Here is a 17920-nt window from a genome sequence, read left to right on the forward strand (position 1 = left end):
GTTGACACCCAAATTCACACGAGCAGCTAATGTAGCCGCAGCACCAGCAAAGCTAATGGTATCTGTACCGGAGGCATCCCTAATGATGTCGTTACCTAATCCAGTGAGAGTGAAGAGATAAGTATCATCACCTGCACCACCATCAAGATTGTCATTACCTAAACCACCAATGAGGGTGTCATTACCTAAACCACCAATGAGGGTGTCATTACCAGCAGCACCATCAAGCAGGTTATTACCACTGTTACCTGTAACAGTGTTATTAACAGCGTTACCTGTACCATTAACATTACCAGTTCCAGTTAGGGTCAGGTTTGTTTTTGTTGCCGCTAATGTAGCAGTAGTAGCAGAGGTAACGGTATCGGTGATAGTTACTGTGCCAGTTACGAAGGGGATAGTTGCACCAACGGGGTTAGTTAATGTAACGGTGAATCTTTCATCCGCTTCAGCAATTGTATCACCTGTAGTCTTAAAGGTGATAGTCTTGCTGGTCTGCCCTGGAGCAAAGGTGAGTGTGCCGCTGAGTGCGTTACCAGGAGCAGCACTGTAGTCAGTACCAGCAGTAGCAGTACCAGCGGTGGTAGCGTAGTTAACTGTTACAGCAGTAGTACTAGCTTCATTCAGAGTCACTGTCACCACAGCATCTGATCCCTCTACCGCAGTTACATCACTGATGCTTAGTCTTCTGGGTATGTTAAGAGGAGTGTCTAGTCTCAACAGAGCGACTTCAGTTCCATCTATTTGACCAGGGGTTCTGCTGCCGGCAACGAAAGGAAAATCGTTGTCGTTTGTTACCAGAATGGTATTTTTGTCAACGATAGTGAAAGCTTCAACGTTTTGGAATGGCAATTTAAAGCTGGTTGAACCATCACCATTCAAGTCATTGGGGTCTTGAATGTCTAACAGGTTAGCGACTTCTTGCTTGATGAGAAAGCCATTGGCGTCTACCTGGGTCAAGTTAATTTTATAAATCCTTTTGAATTCAGCAGCAGCCCCAGTTAAGCGGTCTTTTTCAATGACCAAGTATTCATTATCATTGATAGCTGTCAAGTCATTGATTGACTGGGAGTTAGAAGTCTTCTCCAGTTTGTATTTGTATTGTGTGCCGAAGGTTTTGCTGGTTAAGTCAAATTCGTAGACACGGATAATATCGTTGGTAGGGCTGTCACCAGTAACGACACCTTCCAAAGCGGTGATGAGCTTGGTTTTGCTGGTATTGATTGCTGTACTTTCCAACCCTCTAGAACCTAAGTTAGCAGTGGCATTTCCTGCCAATACAGCAGGGTTTTGGGGAGCGCGGACGTTAGGTACAGCAATGGGAGCTTCTAACAACTTACCAGTAGCATCAAAGTGCAATAGGTAAGGACCGAACTCGTCTCCCACCCAGATTGTGCCGTCTTTATCAAAGACGAATGACTCGATATCAAAGTCAGCACCTGTTAAGTTTCTCTCAGCAGTGTTTTCGTTAACCAGAGTAAAGTTAGGAATGTTAATCTTCTTGTCTGGGTCGCGGTATTGAATAAAGTTCAAGAACTGGACACTACCACCTGTAGGATTTGTCGCTGTTTTTAAGATTGGGTTAACTTGGTAAAGACGTAACAAAAAGTCGGCGCTGTTAGTGTTTTGACCATAACCGTTATCTGGTTGAAACCAGTAAGTGTTATTGTTACCAACTTGCATGGCACTGAAACCACCAAGGGGCAGACCAAGAGTAGTCAAAGGTACGGTAATACCATTGGTGTTACCAGTAATTTGACGACCGGATGTAAATGTGTCCCAAAAGAAGCTACTGGAGTAGGTTGCACCAGGAAAGGAAGAGAAGCCGGTTAGTGTTGTAGGCATATTATATTGAGAATTTTTCTGTTGATTTCGTTTTTACGTGCCAGTTCAGTTTTTTAATTACATTGCCTGTCAGGTCAGAAACCAGGTTCTTATTCCGACAGGGGGTCTAACCTAAAACTTGAGCAACCATGCTCTGAAAACCTCTGTTGACAAGGAACAAAAGATATAAAAACTCTTCATCAGGTCTTTAGAGGCTGTTTTGAGCTATTATCTCTTGTTTGATGTCAGGACTAGGTACAGCATGAAACACTCAGTTTTGATTGGACGATTAAGTAACAAAGAACTAATCCGAACAGTTAAGATATTGGCACTGGAAGGTTAACAATAAAATAAGCAAAGTACAATAAATGGTTAAATTTATGCGTTGCATCATGCAAATATGAATTATGTTTCGCTTTAAATTTGATAATCTATATCAGCAATGCCTATTTATTAAATAAGTATATGTATTTGCGATTATTATCGATTAATTTACGCATCCTAATTCAAGCTTAGATAATACTTATATATTTTGTTATAAGTAAGCTTCGCCGCAGCTAAATTGTAGAATCCTAATATGGCTAAATCTTGTGGTGCAGGCATACAACAGCCAAGCTCAGTACAAGTAATGCCCGCTATAATTACACAAATTAAATGCAGTACAGCTTATATCAATTTATAAGCAAACTTAACTATTTTTATAAACCATTTCCATTCTCAACTTTTCCACCTCAATCTTCAACCGTTCATTTTCCATTTTCAACCCCGTATTTTCATCCTTAATCAACTCAACTTCATTCCGTTTACTCAAAGCCTGATTAATTGCTAATTTTCGCATATCCAAAGAAAACCAACGTTGATAAGTTTTCGTGTGAATTTCCACACTATGACCTAAATTATCCGCCGCAGCCTTAATAGGAATGCCCAAAATATGCGCTCGAATTGCCCAACCATGACGTAAATCATAGGGTTTAAAATCCAAACAAATTTTTCTAAACCACCAACTCACCCTTTGGATTAAAGCCGTGATTTCTGCATGATTATTCTGGTCTTTTTTACTGATTGCGATCGCTAACATTTGCAAATATTTAGGATTTCTTAAATCAAATTCATCAATCCATTCTTTATATAAAGGTAAAGCTTCTCTTTCCCCAGTTTTACAGTTTTTATCAACCTTCCAAGTTAAATCTAGATTTTCATTACTTAACCACCAATCAATATGAGGATTAACAAAAAGCTCACGGGGACGTAACCCAAAAACCGCCAACATTCCATAGGTCCAACGCCATAATTGCCAACTATCTTTGACATCTTGATTAACTTGTTTACCTCTGTTATTTAGATATTCATCAAACTTGTAAAATCCAGTAACTATTTCTTTATCAGTGGGAATATTGCGAGAATTACTTTCAGGAACTTTAGCATAATTAGTTAAATTAATTTCAATTTTAAAAACTTGACAAAATACAGAAATAGCCCGAACAGCATTATATTTAGCCCATTCCTTATCTATTTTATCAATTGCATTAATCAAACTTTGCCCATTAGCCAAATCATTGGCATTTGTATAACGTTTAATTCGGGAAAAATAATAGAAAAAAGTATGTTTACTTTTAGTGGTGCGTTTATGGCTTTTAAAATATTCATCTTCAAACTTTGCTAATAACTCACCAATAGTTATTAACTCTTTTTTAATGCCGTCATTTCCTAAATTTCCCAAATATTTATCATTCCAAATAAAGGTTTTTCTAGCAATTAACTTACCCAATTCATAAGCCTCCTCCTCCGCAGTTTTCAGTCCTGATAAATTTGCTGGAATATTGAAACTGAGGTTATATTGTTTTTTGCCTGTGTTGTTGATATCTGCATCACCTGGTTTAATAGGTAAAGTTGCCCGTAATTGCAGACATCCATTTGATTCTCGGATTGTTACCCTGGTTTTTGCAGACTTCAAACGCAGATTTACCTGCTGTATTTCCTGTGCTAAGTTTGTTTTCATGTTTTGCGAGAGTTACAAATAAACCTCTCCCCCTACCCCTCTCCTAAGAGGAGAGGGGGGAAAATCTCTTTGTAGGGAAGGGGTTGGGCTGAAGTCTGTTTAGTTTATATTTACTAGAAAAATAAATATGTCTCATGCAAACATAGTTTCTCCCTAACTTTTTCACGCTTTCGACCAGAAATAAAAATTGGCTGATAGATCAAATGTATAAATATGGGTCACGCAAAGAATCAGAACCTTTATCTTATATTTAGTGCAATTTTGGACGATATTTATGATGATCATAAATTATGAATTTGACTAGCCTTAATTACGTCCTCAACTGTAATATTTAACTCAGAAAAGGTAGGAGAAATAATTTTTTCTGTTCCTGTAAATGCTTTAAATTGGTATTTTCCGTCAATTAATTCATAAACAAATATTGTTGGTAATTTAGGATTTCCTAAATAACTTCGAGAAGCGATTGCTAAATAATCCACTATCCAATATTCTTTAACTCCCAGATTTTCATATTCTTCTAATTTATCAATATAGTCATCTTCCCAATTTGTTGATGTTACTTCTACTGCTAATTGAATCGCGTCAATTAAAGCTCCATAAGTTGTGACATTAGAGTTCCATAAAGATGCACTGACTACGCTCACATCTGGGTTTCTTCCTCTTTGATCGCCCCTATTGGTAACTGTTCTAATGACAATATCTTTATCTACAATATAATCAAGTTGTAACCGCCGAATTTCATCATTAAAACCAAACATTAAATATCGGGCTACATTTTTATGCGCTCTAATTGCTTCCACTTTAACAATTTCTCCATTTACTAATTCATAAATACCATCATCGGGACGTTGTTGTAAGAATTGTCCAAAGTCTAATTTTGTTAAGGTCGTGATGGTCATAATGTCCTCACTAAGCTTTGCTAAAATAGCATTATAGCACTTGTCAGAATCAGGATGTCCAAGATTTGAGGATTTACAGGATTAGGTATCGGCAATATAATAGACATCTCCAAAAAAGAATGTAGAGCCGAGAATCCCTACCCAGGTCACGTCTCTACAAGGGTTCTAGGAAACGCATATTTAATTTCTGGAGATGTCTAATATTAAGAATTAATAATGTGATCATAGGTATCACAAATCACTGTACCCGATTTATGCTAAAGTATCTTCATGATTGAAAAGATTTTGTAGTATAAGATGCTTTAATCCTATGAATCTATCTGGTACTGAGTTAAGAAAATTAGTGAATGCCATCATTAGCGCTTATCCCACTAAAGATGATTTAGCAATGATGATTCAGTTTGAATTAGGAGAAAATTTAGAGGCGATCGCTGGAGGTGCTAATCTCAACCAATTAGTATTTAATCTCATCACAAAATGGGCAGTTCCTAGAGGCAAAATATCACCTCTAATTATAGCAGCCTATGAGACTAATCCTGATAATCCTGAACTTAAAGAATTTTATGAATCTGTGGTTATTAAGAAACGGTTTATTGTAGATTATGCTGTCAAAAATCCAGATTTTGGACCCGATATTAATTGGCGTGGAGAAACCAATGAAATTCAACTCCAAAGTTGGTTAAAACCTGAACCTAATTTATTGGATATAGGATTTTTAAAACGAGCAATTGAACAATCAACTTCAGTTTGTCGTATTGAAATTCCGTCTCGCAATATTATGGGAACAGGGGTTTTAATTACAGCAAATAAAGTATTAACTAATTATCATATTTTCAAGTATAATGAAGAAGATGATATAAAAACTAATGCTTTAAATGCTATCTTAAAGTTTGGTTGTTTGACTTCAGATAATGGTTTAGAAACTCAAGGCAAATCTTTTCAATTAGATAGACAAAACCCGATTTTATGCTTTAGTAAAACAGAAGATTTAGATTATGTTTTGTTACAAGTAGAATCAAAAATTGCTCAAGCAACTGAGATTAAACCTGCTCGTTGGGATAGTCACAAATTACCTGTTGACAAAAAGGGAATTAGTGTGTTACAACATCCCGAAGGGGAATCCATGAAATTATCAATCAGTCAAGATGGTATTATCGGAGTCTATCAGAATAGTGGTTTAGTTCAATATGTGAATAAAACTGCTGTAGGATCAAGTGGTTCACCTTGTTTTGATGAAAATTGGTATTTAGTAGCTTTACATCATGCCCAAAAAGCGAAAACTTTTGGCTCAATTAGAGAGGGTATTTTATTTGCTAGTATTTATCAAGAAATTAAAGATTTTTTAAATTAATTTAAGGAGTTATTATGGGACGGAGAATTATTACCAGTCAACTACAAGCTAAAGGTGAAGAAGCAAAGTTAGATGGCTATTTTGATAAGTTAATAAAATATATTCCCACTGAAATTGTCGGTGCTTGGATTGCCATTACAGGACTAATTAAAGGTGCTAGTAATATACCCACAAATACTATATTATGGATTTTATTCATTATATTTACTGGATTGACGGCTGTTTATATTCTTAAGCAGACTTTTCAACCGAAAAAGCCCTTAGCAATTAAACAAACGAGCATTTCTACTCTTGCTTTTATTGTTTGGGTATTTGCTTTAGGAGAACCTTTTAACAGGTTGAGTTTTTATAATCCTGTCTATGGATCAATTTTGTTAATTTTGTATAATTTAACTATTCCTTTGATTAATCCTGTTGAAGACAGCAATAAAAAATCAGTTTAATTAGGAGATTGAGTTATGAAATTATCAGGTGTTGAATATCAGAAATTAGTTGAATCTATTGTTAAAGCCTATCCAACTAAAGATGATTTGGCACAAATAGTAATGTATTCTTTAGAAGAAAATATAGATGCAATTGTTAATAGTGAAACAACAACTCAGTCAATTGTATTTAATCTGATTATTTGGGTACAAGCGCGAGGAAAATTAAAAAACTTACTAGAAATTGTTTCTCAAGAGCGTCCTGATAATGTAGAATTACAGGAAACCATTAAAAATTTGTTAGCAAAAATCAACAACGCAAATAATACATCCAATACAAATACACTTCAAGATAATCAACTATTTCAAATTCAATCAATTTATTGTGATCCAGAAGATTATATAGGAGCGATTTGGACACATATTATTCCTGAGAAAGAAAATATTAATAAAGAACATCTGATCACAATTGATTGGGGTGCTTATCGTTGGCAACAAGAAAAAAATGTTCCAGAAAAAGGGTTATTATTGTGTTATCTAAAACGCAACAAAGATTTTTTTGCCAGATTAACAACTGTTTCAATTATTGTTCCCAAAACCATGAATAGTATTAATTATATTTCCAATGAGACCAAAATTATTGATGGTTATGGAAAAGATATACCGTCTTGTCTACAATTAGATATTAATGATGGTTGGGTAAGAAGAGAGTTTAACTTTAATTTGATGAATATATCTTCTATGTTTGCTATGTTTGATAAGTTCAAGAGTCTGATTGACTTAATCAACATATAGAGATTTGAAAATTCTTGTAAATTAGGTGTTGTATATGAAATTATTACCAAATGATCGTAAAAAATTATTAACTATAATTCTTGAAAGTTATCCAGATATAGCTGAGATAGAGATATTGATTAGACTAGAATTAGGTGAAAATTTAGATGATATTGTAGGTGGAAGTAACAATAAACAAAAAATTTTCAAGCTGATTGAATGGGCGGAAACTAGAGGAACATTAATAGATTTACTCAATGCAATTTCTAAAGATCGTCCTGATAATGTAGAGTTGCAAGAAACTATTAAAAACTTGCTAGAAAAATCTTCTCAAAATAGTAAAATAAATCCAGATGAAGATGATCAAAAAAAGAATAAATTAGCCTTAGTTATCAAAAATTGTTGTGTCGGGCTAGTAATTATTGTTACTGGTTTCATGGGCTATCGTTTTTTTCAACCTGAATTAAAATGAATTAACAAGGTTTATGACAAAAACATCTTTTCACATCTCTTCGTGTTTCGCTAGGACTCCTATGACCGCATTTTTCTATACAGTCCCGATCACAACTTTGATAAGTTGTCAGTTGAGAATTTAATTGTAATTGTAAATTAAGATGAATCTTATTATTTAATAACTTATATGGTGGAGTGTGTAGAATCAGATATTCTTTAATTCTTTCCACTAAGTTAATAATGAACTCTATATTTAATGAATCTTGATCTTCTTCTGGTGGATTTTGATTTTCACATTTTTCTATTTTTTGAGGTTCTTCTTCTTCAATTAACTTACCCAAACTAACCAAATATATTGGTGCTTGCTCATGTAAAAGTTTAATCCTTTCCTTATCCTCTGTTTCAGGAATTTGTACAACTTTATATTCTAATTGCAATCCTACAAGCTTATGTGAACTATTTAAACGCTCTAATTCTCCCAAAATAGCTAATTCCGCCATTCTTAAAGCCCGATATAAAGCCACTTCAGGAACCGGACCATCACTAGGAGGATTCAGAAGTTCCTGTTCCTGTACAATCAAACTTTGTTCTAAATTAACTTTTCTTTCACTCATGATACCCATTCCTCTTAATGTGGCTCTAGTGATGTTTTTAAATGATGATATTAAAATCGAAGATTTATATAAAATCTCAATCTTACCTAACTATGTTGGATAATATCAAATTTCACCAAGAACATCCTTATGTTTAACATTTATTCATATTAACATTTTCAGAATTTAAGAATGTTGAGGATGTAACAGATTTAGATCCCCGACTTCTTCAAAATTATATTCACATATCATCAGTATTTACCAGGATTCAGGGATCTGAAAAAAACTATTAAACCAGCAGAATAAATACTCCGGTCCTTACCACGGTTACGACGGATTTGCAATTTTCGCTCGTGACATGGACTTGGCGCTCAACAGCCCAACTTGGGGATTAATTGGCGCTCCCTGGAACAAAAAAGCTCCAGCTAAAGCTAAAGCTAAAGCTTCCGTCTAGGGAACAAAAATCTGGGGTTTTACCCCAGGAGAGTTGGAAATTCAAGATTCAAAATTAAAAATTCTCAGTTTTGAATTTTGCATTCTGAATCTTGAGTGGTATTTCCGACTCTCCACCAAACGCAAACATCATACACCGCAGGAGATACAGAAAATGCCTCAGAATCCAGAAAAGATTCAGGATCACGTTGAGCTATTCCACCAACCAGAATATCAACAACTGTTTGAAAACAAAAAAACAGTTTGAAAATGGCCACACTTCCGAAGAAGTACAACGGGTAGCAGACTGGACAAAAACCTGGGAATACCGGGAAAAGAACTTTGCGCGGGAAGCTTTAACCGTTAACCCAGCTAAGGGTTGTCAACCTTTAGGCGCTATGTTTGCGGCCGTAGGTTTTGAAGGTACTCTTCCCTTCGTTCAAGGTTCTCAAGGTTGCGTGGCTTACTTCCGTACCCACTTAACCCGTCACTACAAAGAACCATTTGCTGGTGTTTCTTCTTCCATGACAGAAGACGCGGCTGTATTCGGTGGTTTGCAAAACATGATTGATGGTTTGGCTAACTCTTACAAACTATACAATCCTAAAATGATTGCTGTTTGTACCACCTGTATGGCAGAAGTTATCGGTGATGACTTACAATCATTCATTGGTAACGCTAAAGAAGCTGGTTCAGTTCCTCAAGATTTCCCAGTTCCTTTTGCTCACACTCCTAGCTTCGTTGGTTCTCACATCACTGGTTACGATAACATGATGAAGGGAATCCTTTCTACCTTAACCGCAGGTAAGAAGAAAGCCAAGAGCAACGGTAAAATCAACTTTATTCCTGGTTTTGATACCTACGTAGAAAATAACCGCGAAGTTAAGCGCATTGCTAACCTATTCGGTTTTGACTACACCTTATTATCTGACAACAGTGATTATGTTGACTCACCTTGTGATGGTGAGTACAATATGTACCCAGGTGGTACTAAGCTCGAAGATGCAGCAGATTCCATTAACGGTAAAGCTACTATTGCTCTTCAAGCTTACTCCACAGCCAAGACCCGTGAATACATTGCTAAGGAATGGGGTCAAGACGTTTGTGTTTCTCGTCCTTGGGGTATCAAGGGAACTGATGAGTTCTTGATGAAACTCAGCGAAATGACTGGTAAGGCTATTCCTGAAGAGTTAGAAATCGAACGTGGTCGTGCAGTTGACGCAATGACTGACTCCCATGCTTGGTTACATGGTAAGCGTTTCGCTATCTATGGTGATCCTGACTTAGTTTACAGCTTAGTTGGTTTTATGTTGGAAATGGGTGCTGAACCAGTACACATCTTGGTTCACAACACCAATGAAGTATTTGAGAAAGAATTGCAAGCATTGTTAGATTCTAGCGCCTTCGGTAAGTCCGCTAAAATCTGGGGTGGTAAGGACTTGTGGCACTTACGCTCCTTGTTATTTACCGAACCCGTAGACCTATTAATTGGTAACTCCTACGGTAAGTATTTATGGCGTGATTGTGGTGTACCTTTGGTGAGAATTGGTTATCCTATCATGGACCGTCACCACTACCACCGTTACGCAACTGTTGGTTATAAAGGTGTTATTAACCTGTTGAACTGGATTGTCAATACAATCTTTGAAGAAATTGACCGTACTACCAATGTTCCTGGTCAAACCGATATTTCCTACGACTTAGTTCGTTAAGAATTATCTAGGGGTGGGATTTTCCCCTCCTTTCGGTCGCAAATAAGCAAAGGGGACAGGAAATTGGGTAAATTCCCTAAAATCCTCTCCCCTATCTCCAATTCCATTAGCCTAAATAGCCTACTCTTTGTTCCTTTCATCTACCTGACAGATGAATTTTCCCATAAGTTCCTAGAAAAATGATCTGTTTTCATCAGTGTTAATCAATGTTATGAAAATCCCACTCTGGAAAATATAGATAAATACATATCTTTTTTGTAGGTTTATCTGTGTAAATATTAAGTTAATCTTGTTTCGCGCTAAGACGCAAAGGAAGAAATATATTAATTTAAACTGTAGTCTAAATATGTGAATTTGGCTGTAATTTTGTGGAAATCATTATTTTGATGATGGACTTTAATCAAGATTTGTATTGTTAATAAATTCTATCTAACGGGAGAATAAAAATGAAAGTCAAGCAAAGTAAAATTAACGAATTGCTGAGTGAATCAGGATGTGAACATAATCAAAAAAAACAGGGAGAAAAAAAGAATAAATCTTGTACCCAACAAGCTCAACCAGGTGCGGCTCAAGGGGGTTGTGCTTTTGATGGTGCGATGATTGCTTTAGTCCCAATTACGGATGCGGCTCATTTGGTTCATGGTCCGATCGCTTGTGCTGGAAATTCCTGGGGAAGTCGTGGGAGTTTGTCTTCTGGTCCAATGCTTTATAAAACAGGTTTTACTACCGATGTTGGGGAAAATGATGTAATTTTCGGCGGTGAAAAAAAGCTTTATAAAGCGATTTTAGAAGTTAATCAAAACTACAACCCTGCGGCGATTTTTGTTTACGCCACCTGCGTTACAGCCCTAATTGGTGATGATATTGATGCAGTTTGTAAGGTAGCAGCCCAAAAAATTGGAACTCCTGTAATTCCTGTTATTGCTCCGGGATTCATTGGTAGTAAAAACTTAGGTAATCGTTTTGGTGGTGAAGCTTTACTAGAATATGTAGTGGGAACTGCTGAACCTGAATATACTACCCCTTATGATATTAATTTAATAGGTGAATACAATATTGCAGGGGAAATGTGGGGAGTTTTACCATTATTTGAAAAGTTAGGAATTAGGGTTTTATCAAAAATTACTGGTGATGCTCGTTATCAAGAAGTACGTTATGCTCACCGGGCAAAATTAAATGTCATGATCTGCTCACGAGCGCTTTTAAATATGGCGCGAAAAATGGAGGAGCGTTACGGTATTCCCTATATTGAAGAGTCATTTTATGGCATTAATGATATTAACCGTTGTTTGCGAACTGTGGCGGCTAAATTAGGTGATGCTGATTTACAGGAACGCACAGAAAAACTCATTGTTGAAGAAACAGCGGCCTTAGATATTGCACTTGCTCCCTATCGAGAAAAATTAAAAGGAAAACGCATTGTTCTCTATACTGGTGGTGTGAAAAGTTGGTCAATTATTTCCGCTGCGAAAGATTTGGGAATTGAAGTTGTGGCCACAAGTACCCGCAAAAGTACGGAAGAAGATAAAGCTAAAATTAAAAATTTGTTGGGTAATGATGGTATTATGCTGGAGAAAGGAAACGCTTCCGAACTCCTGAAATTAATTGCAGAGACTAACGCAGATATGCTGATTGCTGGCGGTAGAAATCAATATACTGCTTTAAAAGCCAGAATTCCCTTTTTAGATATTAACCAAGAACGTCATCATCCCTACGCGGGTTATGTGGGTATGGTGGAAATGGCGCGGGAGTTGACTGAGGCTTTATATAGTCCTGTGTGGGAGCAAATTCGCAAGCCGGCTCCTTGGGAGTAATTGTCTTACACAGGGAGTAAAAACAGAAAACTATCTTGGTTAATTTAATTATTGTGGGGTAGGCATCTTGCCTGCCCTACCCGGGGTAGAAGCCTCAATTATTGTGGGGTAGGCATCTTGCCTGCCCTACCCGGAGTAGAAGCCTCAATTATTGTGGGGTAGGCATCTTGCCTGCCCTACCCTAGACGGGCTAGAAGCACTACCCTGGACGGGCTAGAAGCCCATCCCACAAGATTTTTAGATGTTCTATAATTTATCAAAGATTAATTTATGGCGATCGCAATTGTTCCAGAAAAGTCTGTGACTGTCAACCCCCTCAAACAAAGTCAGGCTTTAGGCGCTTCTTTAGCTTTTTTGGGTTTAAAGGGAACTATGCCCTTATTTCATGGTTCTCAGGGTTGTACAGCCTTCGCAAAAGTAGTTTTAGTTCGACATTTTCGGGAAGCAATTCCCCTTGCGACTACTGCAATGACGGAAGTTACTACTATTTTGGGTGGTGAGGAAAATGTGGAACAAGCTATTCTCACTTTGGTAGAAAAAGTACAACCAGAAATCATTGGTTTATGCACTACTGGGCTAACAGAAACTAGAGGTGATGATATTGAACGTTTTTTAAAAGATATTCGAGAACGTCACCCCGAACTTAATCATTTAGCCATTATTTTTGCTCCCACTCCCGATTTTAAAGGTGCTTTACAAGACGGTTTTGCAGTCGCAGTAGAAAGTATTGTTAAAGAAATTCCCAAAGCAGGGGGAATTAAACCAGAACAAATCACAATTTTAGCTGGTGCTGCTCTCACTCCTGGAGATGTTCAAGAAATTCGAGAAATAGTTACATCTTTCGGACTAGAACCCATATTTGTTCCTGATTTAGGAGCTTCATTAGATGGACATTTAGAAGATGGTTATACTGCTATAACTGCTAGTGGAACAACTTTAAAAGAATTACGTTCCTTGGGTAGTTCAGCTTTTACCTTAGCCTTAGGTGAAAGTATGCGCCAGGCGGCGAAAATTTTAGAAGAACGCTTCGGAACTAACTATCAAGTATTCAGAGATCTAATAGGATTAGAACCTGTAGATGAATTTCTGCAAAAATTATCTTTATTAAGTGGAAATCCCGTTCCTGAAAAATATCGTCGTCAACGTCGTCAATTGCAAGATGCAATGTTAGATACTCACTTTTATTTTAGTGCCAAAAGAGTATCTTTAGCTTTAGAACCAGATTTATTATGGACTATAGTTAAATTTTTGCAATCAATGGGGGCAGAAATTCATAATGCTGTCACCACAACTCGTTCTCCCTTACTTCAAGAACTTCCTATTAAAGATGTCACCATTGGCGATTTAGAAGATTTTGAAAAATTGGCAATAGGTTCTGATTTATTAATTGGTAATTCCCACGTAAATACCATCTCTAAACGCCTTTCTATTCCCCTCTATCGTTTAGGTATTCCCATTTATGACCGATTAGGAAATGGTCTATTTACCAAAGTAGGCTATCGCGGTACTATTGAGCTTCTTTTCGGCATGGGAAACCTATTTATAGAACATGAGGAATCATCAATGATGAACCAATGGTCATCAGTAATTAACAAATAACAACTAACAACTAACAACTGACAACTAACAACTGACAACTAACAACTAACAACTGACAACTGACAACTAACAACTAACAACTGACAACTGACAACTGACAACTGACAACTGACAACTGACAACTGACAACTGACAACCAATAAAGGACAAATGAAAGTGAAAATTGCTTTTACGACAACTGACCGAATTCATGTTAATGCTCACTTTGGTTGGGCTAAGGAAATTGATGTTTATGAAATTTCCGACAACGGCTATGAATTTGTAGAAACTCTCAAGTTTGAAGGTGATTTGAAGGAAGATGGTAATGAGGATAAAATTACTCCTAAACTTCAGGCTCTTAATGATTGCACAATTGTTTATGTTGTGGCTATTGGTGGTAGTGCAGCCGCTCGTTTAATTAAGAAGGGTGTAACTCCAGTTAAGGCTAAATCTGAAGAGGAAAAAATTGCAGAAATTCTCGATAAATTAGTCAAAACTCTCAAGGGTAATCCTCCACCTTGGTTACGGAAAGCTTTACAACAGAAAAAACCTAGTTTTGCTGAAGAAATTGAAAACGAAGCAACAGTATGAGTACAAATAATGTGAATGGAACTGGTAACAATTTAGAGGTAATTTTACCCCCTTTTTTGAAAGCATTAGTTCAACAAATTCGGGCGCAAGATAGTTATGGTTTCTACCGAAATTGGACTGATGAATTAATTCTCAAACCCTATATTGTTACTAAACAAAAGAAACGGGAAATTTCTGTAGAAGGTGAAGTTGACCCCGCCACAATTTCCCGGATAAATGCCTTTTTTCGAGCGGTAGCTGCCAGCATTGAGAAGGAAACTGGACTCATTTCTAATGTGGTTATTGAATTAGGACATGAGGGTTTTGGTTGGGCTTTAGTATTTTCAGGACGCTTATTATTAGCTGTCAAAACTTTGCGTGATGCTCATCGTTTTGGTTTTGATTCCTTCGAGAAATTAGACGAAGAAGGCACAAAGTTTGTGGAAAAAGGCATTGATTTAGCCAAACGTTTCCCCGAAGTAGGAAATCTTTAATTAGTCATTGGTCAGTGGTCAGTGGTTAGTGATTAGTGGTTAGAGGAAACTTTCAAATTTGTTCTCTTCTATAGCAAATTACAACTGACAACTGACAAAGGACAACTAACAAAGAACAACTGACAACTGACCAATGACAAAGGACAAAAAATATGACAATTGAGGAAATCACAACCAAGATTAAAAAGCTAAATAGCAAAGCAGGTCAAATGAAAATGGATCTGCATGATTTAGCAGAAGGACTACCCACAGATTATCAAAAACTGATGGATGTTGCTGCGGAAACTTACGAAATCTACTGTCAGTTAGATGGACTCAAGCAACAACTCAAAAAAATGGAGAATTCTAAATGAGTACCAATATTGATGAATTTAAAAAACTCGTAGATGCAGAAGAGTTTTTCATCTTTTTTAATCTACCCTATGACCAAAAATTTGTAAATGTCAATCGTTTACATATTTTGAAAAAGTTTTCTCAGTTCATGAGTCAAATTGATGATAGTTATCCTCAACTAAATGACCAAGAAAGATTAGAGAAATATTGTGTTGCTTTACAACAAGCTTATCAGGTGTTTATAGAATCTACACCCCATGAACAAAAGCTGTTCAAGGTATTTAATGATAAGCCCAAAAATGTTGTCACCCTGACAGAAATTACTTCAGATTAGGAGTTAAAAAGTGATTAACCTAACGCCTACCGAATTGGAACGCTATAGTCGCCAAATGATGCTTCCTAATTTTGGCGAATTAGCTCAAAAGCGCCTAAAATCAGCGACTGTTTTAGTGTCAGGTGTGGGTGGATTAGGTGGTACGGCGGCGCTTTACTTAACAGTAGCAGGCGTTGGGCGGCTGATCCTAGTCCGAGGTGGTGATTTGCGGCTGGATGATATGAATCGTCAGGTTTTGATGACCCATGACTGGGTGGGTAAACCCAGAGTATTTAAAGCCCAAGAAACCCTCAAAGCCATCAATCCTGATGTTCAAGTGGATGTAGTTCACGATTACATTACCGCAGAAAATGTGGACTCTTTGGTACAGTCGGCGGATATGGCTTTGGATTGCGCTCATAATTTCACTGAACGCAATTTGTTAAATGAAGCCTGTGTCCGCTGGCGCAAGCCCATGGTAGAGGCGGCCATGGACGGTATGGAGGCTTACCTGACCACGATTATTCCCGGTGTCACCCCTTGTTTATCTTGTCTGTTTCCAGAAAAGCCGGATTGGGACCGACGCGGTTTTTCCGTGCTGGGGGCTGTTTCTGGGACCTTGGCCTGTTTGACGGCTTTGGAAGCGGTAAAGCTGATTACTGGTTTTAGTCAACCGCTGTTATCAGAATTACTAACCATTGATTTAAACAGAATGGAATTTGCTAAACGTCGTTCTCACCGCGATCGCAATTGTCCAGTCTGCGGTAATACTGCCCCTTGGAGATATTCCCAATCTCAAGCCGCAACGGTGTAAGTTACCACTTCTTGAAAATCCACATCCAAATCAGAATATTCGCTACAGAATAAAACATAAAATGACTGTTACTTTAACAGAAAAGGCAGAATTTCGTCTCTGGGCATTTGTCAAAGGTTCTGCAACCGACGAAACTAATAACGCCACAAAGGGTGTCCGTATCTCGGTTAAAGATGGTGGTTGCAGTGGCTACGAGTATGGCATCGAAATTACTAGCAAGCCCCAACCTGATGATATCGTAACTCAACAAGGAAATGTGTTGATTTATGTTGATGCTAAAAGTGCGCCGTTATTAGCAGGTGTGGTAGTTGATTTTGTAGAGGGAGTTATGGATAGCGGTTTTAAGTTTTCTAACCCCAATGCAACTGATACCTGCGGTTGTGGCAAGTCTTTTAAAACCAGTGATGGTACTCCCAATGGTGTACCTTGCGGTAAATAGTTCAAACTTCAAAAGTTAGCTCCTTTATTTTGAATTTTGACTTGATCCGGGAAAACTTAACTAACTCAAAAACTCACTTCATTAATCTTTGAGGAGAATCGAAAAATGGCGACATATCAAGTAAGATTGATCAACAAAAAAGAAAATATAGACACCACAATTGAATGTGATGAAGAGATGACAATTGTAGACGCAGCAGAAGAAGCTGGTCTGGAATTACCTTTCTCTTGTAAATCCGGTGCTTGCTCTAGCTGTGTAGGTAAGATTGTTGAAGGTGAAATCAATCAAGATGATCAATCCTTTTTAGATGATGAGCAAATGGGCAAAGGATTCGCCTTATTGTGTGTTACCTATCCCCGTTCTAACTGCACAATCAAAACCCACCAAGAACCTTACCTTGCTTAATACAATATTTGTCGGGATTTAGAAATCCTAAATTCTTTCACTTTCACAATGATGGAGGATGTTTATCATCTTTCATCATTTCAATTTTCACTTTTTATTTTGATAATTGAATGTTTACCCCTTTTACTGTTATGGGCTGTTCTTTAGAGTTACTAAAATCAGGAGAATGTGGCATAGTTACTTTTTGTCAAAGTCAGGATGAGACAATTAGAAAAAAGCTGATATCAATGGGCATTACAACGGGTAATACCATTACTGTAGAACAGCAATTTCCAACTTTTATTATTAAATGTGGTAGTTTATCTATGACTATAAATCGCCAAATAGCTCGGGCTATTTATGTGCGGGTAATTGATGGGTGAAAATGGTGATTAAGTTTAGTTATTGGTTTAAATTGTGGTTTTTACAACCAAAATTCTGTATAGTATTTAACACAGAATTTAAATTTATAGACTTAAACTTAAAGCCTAAAGCAAAAGATGTTAAAATACTATAAAGTTAGAAAGGTGAAATAATATGAGCTATCAAGATATTATTACCTTATATGGTTCTCCACCTAAAGTTATATGGTTACGCTGTGGAAATGCACCAACACAAGTAGTTGCATCTCTACTGCGTTCTGGGGTGGTAGTAATTCAAAAATTACTTGATCATCCCAATCTGGATTGTTTAGAATTATATTAATTTAATCTATAACTAGCTCA

19 protein-coding genes and 1 pseudogene are annotated in these 17920 nt (G+C 37.0%); 16 read left to right on the forward strand and 4 right to left on the reverse strand.

Annotation, left to right across the window (positions count from 1 at the left end):
- From ACIR310F_RS23715 to ACIR310F_RS0113845, 3 genes are all read right to left on the reverse strand, one after another.
- Window positions 1-1842 (reverse strand): esterase-like activity of phytase family protein (locus tag ACIR310F_RS23715; RefSeq protein ID WP_051289652.1); only part of this gene is annotated, 1842 nt, incomplete at its 3' end.
- A 667-nt stretch (window positions 1843-2509) separates the two neighbouring features.
- Window positions 2510-3820, reverse strand: coding sequence for a site-specific integrase (locus ACIR310F_RS0113840; protein ID WP_028084331.1), 1311 nt, complete (start codon window positions 3818-3820; stop codon window positions 2510-2512).
- A 281-nt stretch (window positions 3821-4101) separates the two neighbouring features.
- Window positions 4102-4719, reverse strand: a complete 618-nt coding sequence (locus ACIR310F_RS0113845) for a Uma2 family endonuclease (protein WP_028084332.1) — start codon at window positions 4717-4719, stop codon at window positions 4102-4104.
- Between the two features lie 310 nt (window positions 4720-5029).
- Between ACIR310F_RS0113845 and ACIR310F_RS0113850 the strand changes: the two genes are divergently transcribed.
- The 4 genes from ACIR310F_RS0113850 to ACIR310F_RS0113865 are packed head-to-tail and all read left to right on the forward strand — an operon-like array spanning window position 5030 to window position 7738.
- Window positions 5030-6070 (forward strand): effector-associated domain EAD1-containing protein, encoded by a 1041-nt coding sequence (locus ACIR310F_RS0113850; RefSeq protein ID WP_028084333.1) that lies wholly within the window; start codon window positions 5030-5032, stop codon window positions 6068-6070.
- Window positions 6071-6084: 14 nt separating this feature from the next.
- Window positions 6085-6513 carry a hypothetical protein gene (locus ACIR310F_RS0113855; RefSeq protein WP_028084334.1) on the forward strand — a complete coding sequence of 143 codons (429 nt, stop codon included), beginning with the start codon at window positions 6085-6087 and terminating at the stop codon, window positions 6511-6513.
- A 15-nt stretch (window positions 6514-6528) separates the two neighbouring features.
- Window positions 6529-7287 (forward strand): effector-associated domain EAD1-containing protein, encoded by a 759-nt coding sequence (locus tag ACIR310F_RS0113860; RefSeq protein WP_028084335.1) that lies wholly within the window; start codon window positions 6529-6531, stop codon window positions 7285-7287.
- Between the two features lie 34 nt (window positions 7288-7321).
- On the forward strand, window positions 7322-7738 hold the full coding sequence (locus ACIR310F_RS0113865) for an effector-associated domain EAD1-containing protein (RefSeq protein ID WP_028084336.1): 417 nt from the start codon (window positions 7322-7324) through the stop codon (window positions 7736-7738).
- Window position 7739: 1 nt separating this feature from the next.
- On the opposite strand, the gene ACIR310F_RS0113870 is transcribed toward ACIR310F_RS0113865, so the two are convergent.
- Window positions 7740-8333, reverse strand: a complete 594-nt coding sequence (locus ACIR310F_RS0113870; RefSeq protein ID WP_028084337.1) for a hypothetical protein — start codon at window positions 8331-8333, stop codon at window positions 7740-7742.
- A 586-nt stretch (window positions 8334-8919) separates the two neighbouring features.
- Between ACIR310F_RS0113870 and nifK the strand changes: the two are divergent.
- From nifK to ACIR310F_RS25670, 12 genes and pseudogenes are all read left to right on the forward strand, one after another.
- A pseudogene (gene nifK / locus ACIR310F_RS22595) lies at window positions 8920-10456 on the forward strand (nitrogenase molybdenum-iron protein subunit beta).
- A 446-nt stretch (window positions 10457-10902) separates the two neighbouring features.
- A complete protein-coding gene (nifE, locus tag ACIR310F_RS0113885; RefSeq protein WP_028084338.1) occupies window positions 10903-12270 on the forward strand; it encodes a nitrogenase iron-molybdenum cofactor biosynthesis protein NifE in 1368 nt (455 codons plus the stop codon).
- A gap of 270 nt (window positions 12271-12540) precedes the next feature.
- A complete protein-coding gene (gene nifN, locus ACIR310F_RS0113890) occupies window positions 12541-13869 on the forward strand; it encodes a nitrogenase iron-molybdenum cofactor biosynthesis protein NifN (protein ID WP_028084339.1) in 1329 nt (442 codons plus the stop codon).
- 150 nt (window positions 13870-14019) lie between these two features.
- Window positions 14020-14439 (forward strand): nitrogen fixation protein NifX, encoded by a 420-nt coding sequence (gene nifX, locus ACIR310F_RS0113895; protein WP_035368007.1) that lies wholly within the window; start codon window positions 14020-14022, stop codon window positions 14437-14439.
- Window positions 14436-14912 (forward strand): NifX-associated nitrogen fixation protein, encoded by a 477-nt coding sequence (locus tag ACIR310F_RS0113900; protein WP_028084341.1) that lies wholly within the window; start codon window positions 14436-14438, stop codon window positions 14910-14912. The genes nifX and ACIR310F_RS0113900 overlap by 4 nt, the downstream gene beginning before the upstream one ends.
- Before the next feature lie 152 nt (window positions 14913-15064).
- A complete protein-coding gene (locus ACIR310F_RS0113905) occupies window positions 15065-15265 on the forward strand; it encodes a CCE_0567 family metalloprotein (RefSeq protein WP_028084342.1) in 201 nt (66 codons plus the stop codon).
- Window positions 15262-15579, forward strand: a complete 318-nt coding sequence (gene nifW, locus ACIR310F_RS0113910) for a nitrogenase-stabilizing/protective protein NifW (protein WP_028084343.1) — start codon at window positions 15262-15264, stop codon at window positions 15577-15579. The genes ACIR310F_RS0113905 and nifW overlap by 4 nt, the downstream gene beginning before the upstream one ends.
- A 10-nt stretch (window positions 15580-15589) precedes the next feature.
- Complete coding sequence (locus tag ACIR310F_RS0113915; RefSeq protein ID WP_028084344.1) at window positions 15590-16372, forward strand: HesA/MoeB/ThiF family protein; 783 nt, start codon at window positions 15590-15592, stop codon at window positions 16370-16372.
- Between the two features lie 61 nt (window positions 16373-16433).
- Window positions 16434-16811, forward strand: a complete 378-nt coding sequence (locus ACIR310F_RS0113920; RefSeq protein WP_028084345.1) for an iron-sulfur cluster assembly accessory protein — start codon at window positions 16434-16436, stop codon at window positions 16809-16811.
- Between the two features lie 105 nt (window positions 16812-16916).
- Complete coding sequence (locus ACIR310F_RS0113925) at window positions 16917-17216, forward strand: 2Fe-2S iron-sulfur cluster-binding protein (protein WP_028084346.1); 300 nt, start codon at window positions 16917-16919, stop codon at window positions 17214-17216.
- A 110-nt stretch (window positions 17217-17326) separates the two neighbouring features.
- Entirely contained in the window at window positions 17327-17578 is a 252-nt protein-coding gene (locus ACIR310F_RS0113930) for a FeoA family protein (protein WP_028084347.1), read from the forward strand.
- A 154-nt stretch (window positions 17579-17732) separates the two neighbouring features.
- Window positions 17733-17900 carry a DUF5615 family PIN-like protein gene (locus tag ACIR310F_RS25670; RefSeq protein ID WP_155963032.1) on the forward strand — a complete coding sequence of 56 codons (168 nt, stop codon included), beginning with the start codon at window positions 17733-17735 and terminating at the stop codon, window positions 17898-17900.
- Window positions 17901-17920: the final 20 nt, after the last annotated feature.

This window comes from Dolichospermum circinale AWQC310F (assembly GCF_000426925.1).
In the GTDB taxonomy this organism is placed as follows: domain Bacteria; phylum Cyanobacteriota; class Cyanobacteriia; order Cyanobacteriales; family Nostocaceae; genus Dolichospermum; species Dolichospermum circinale.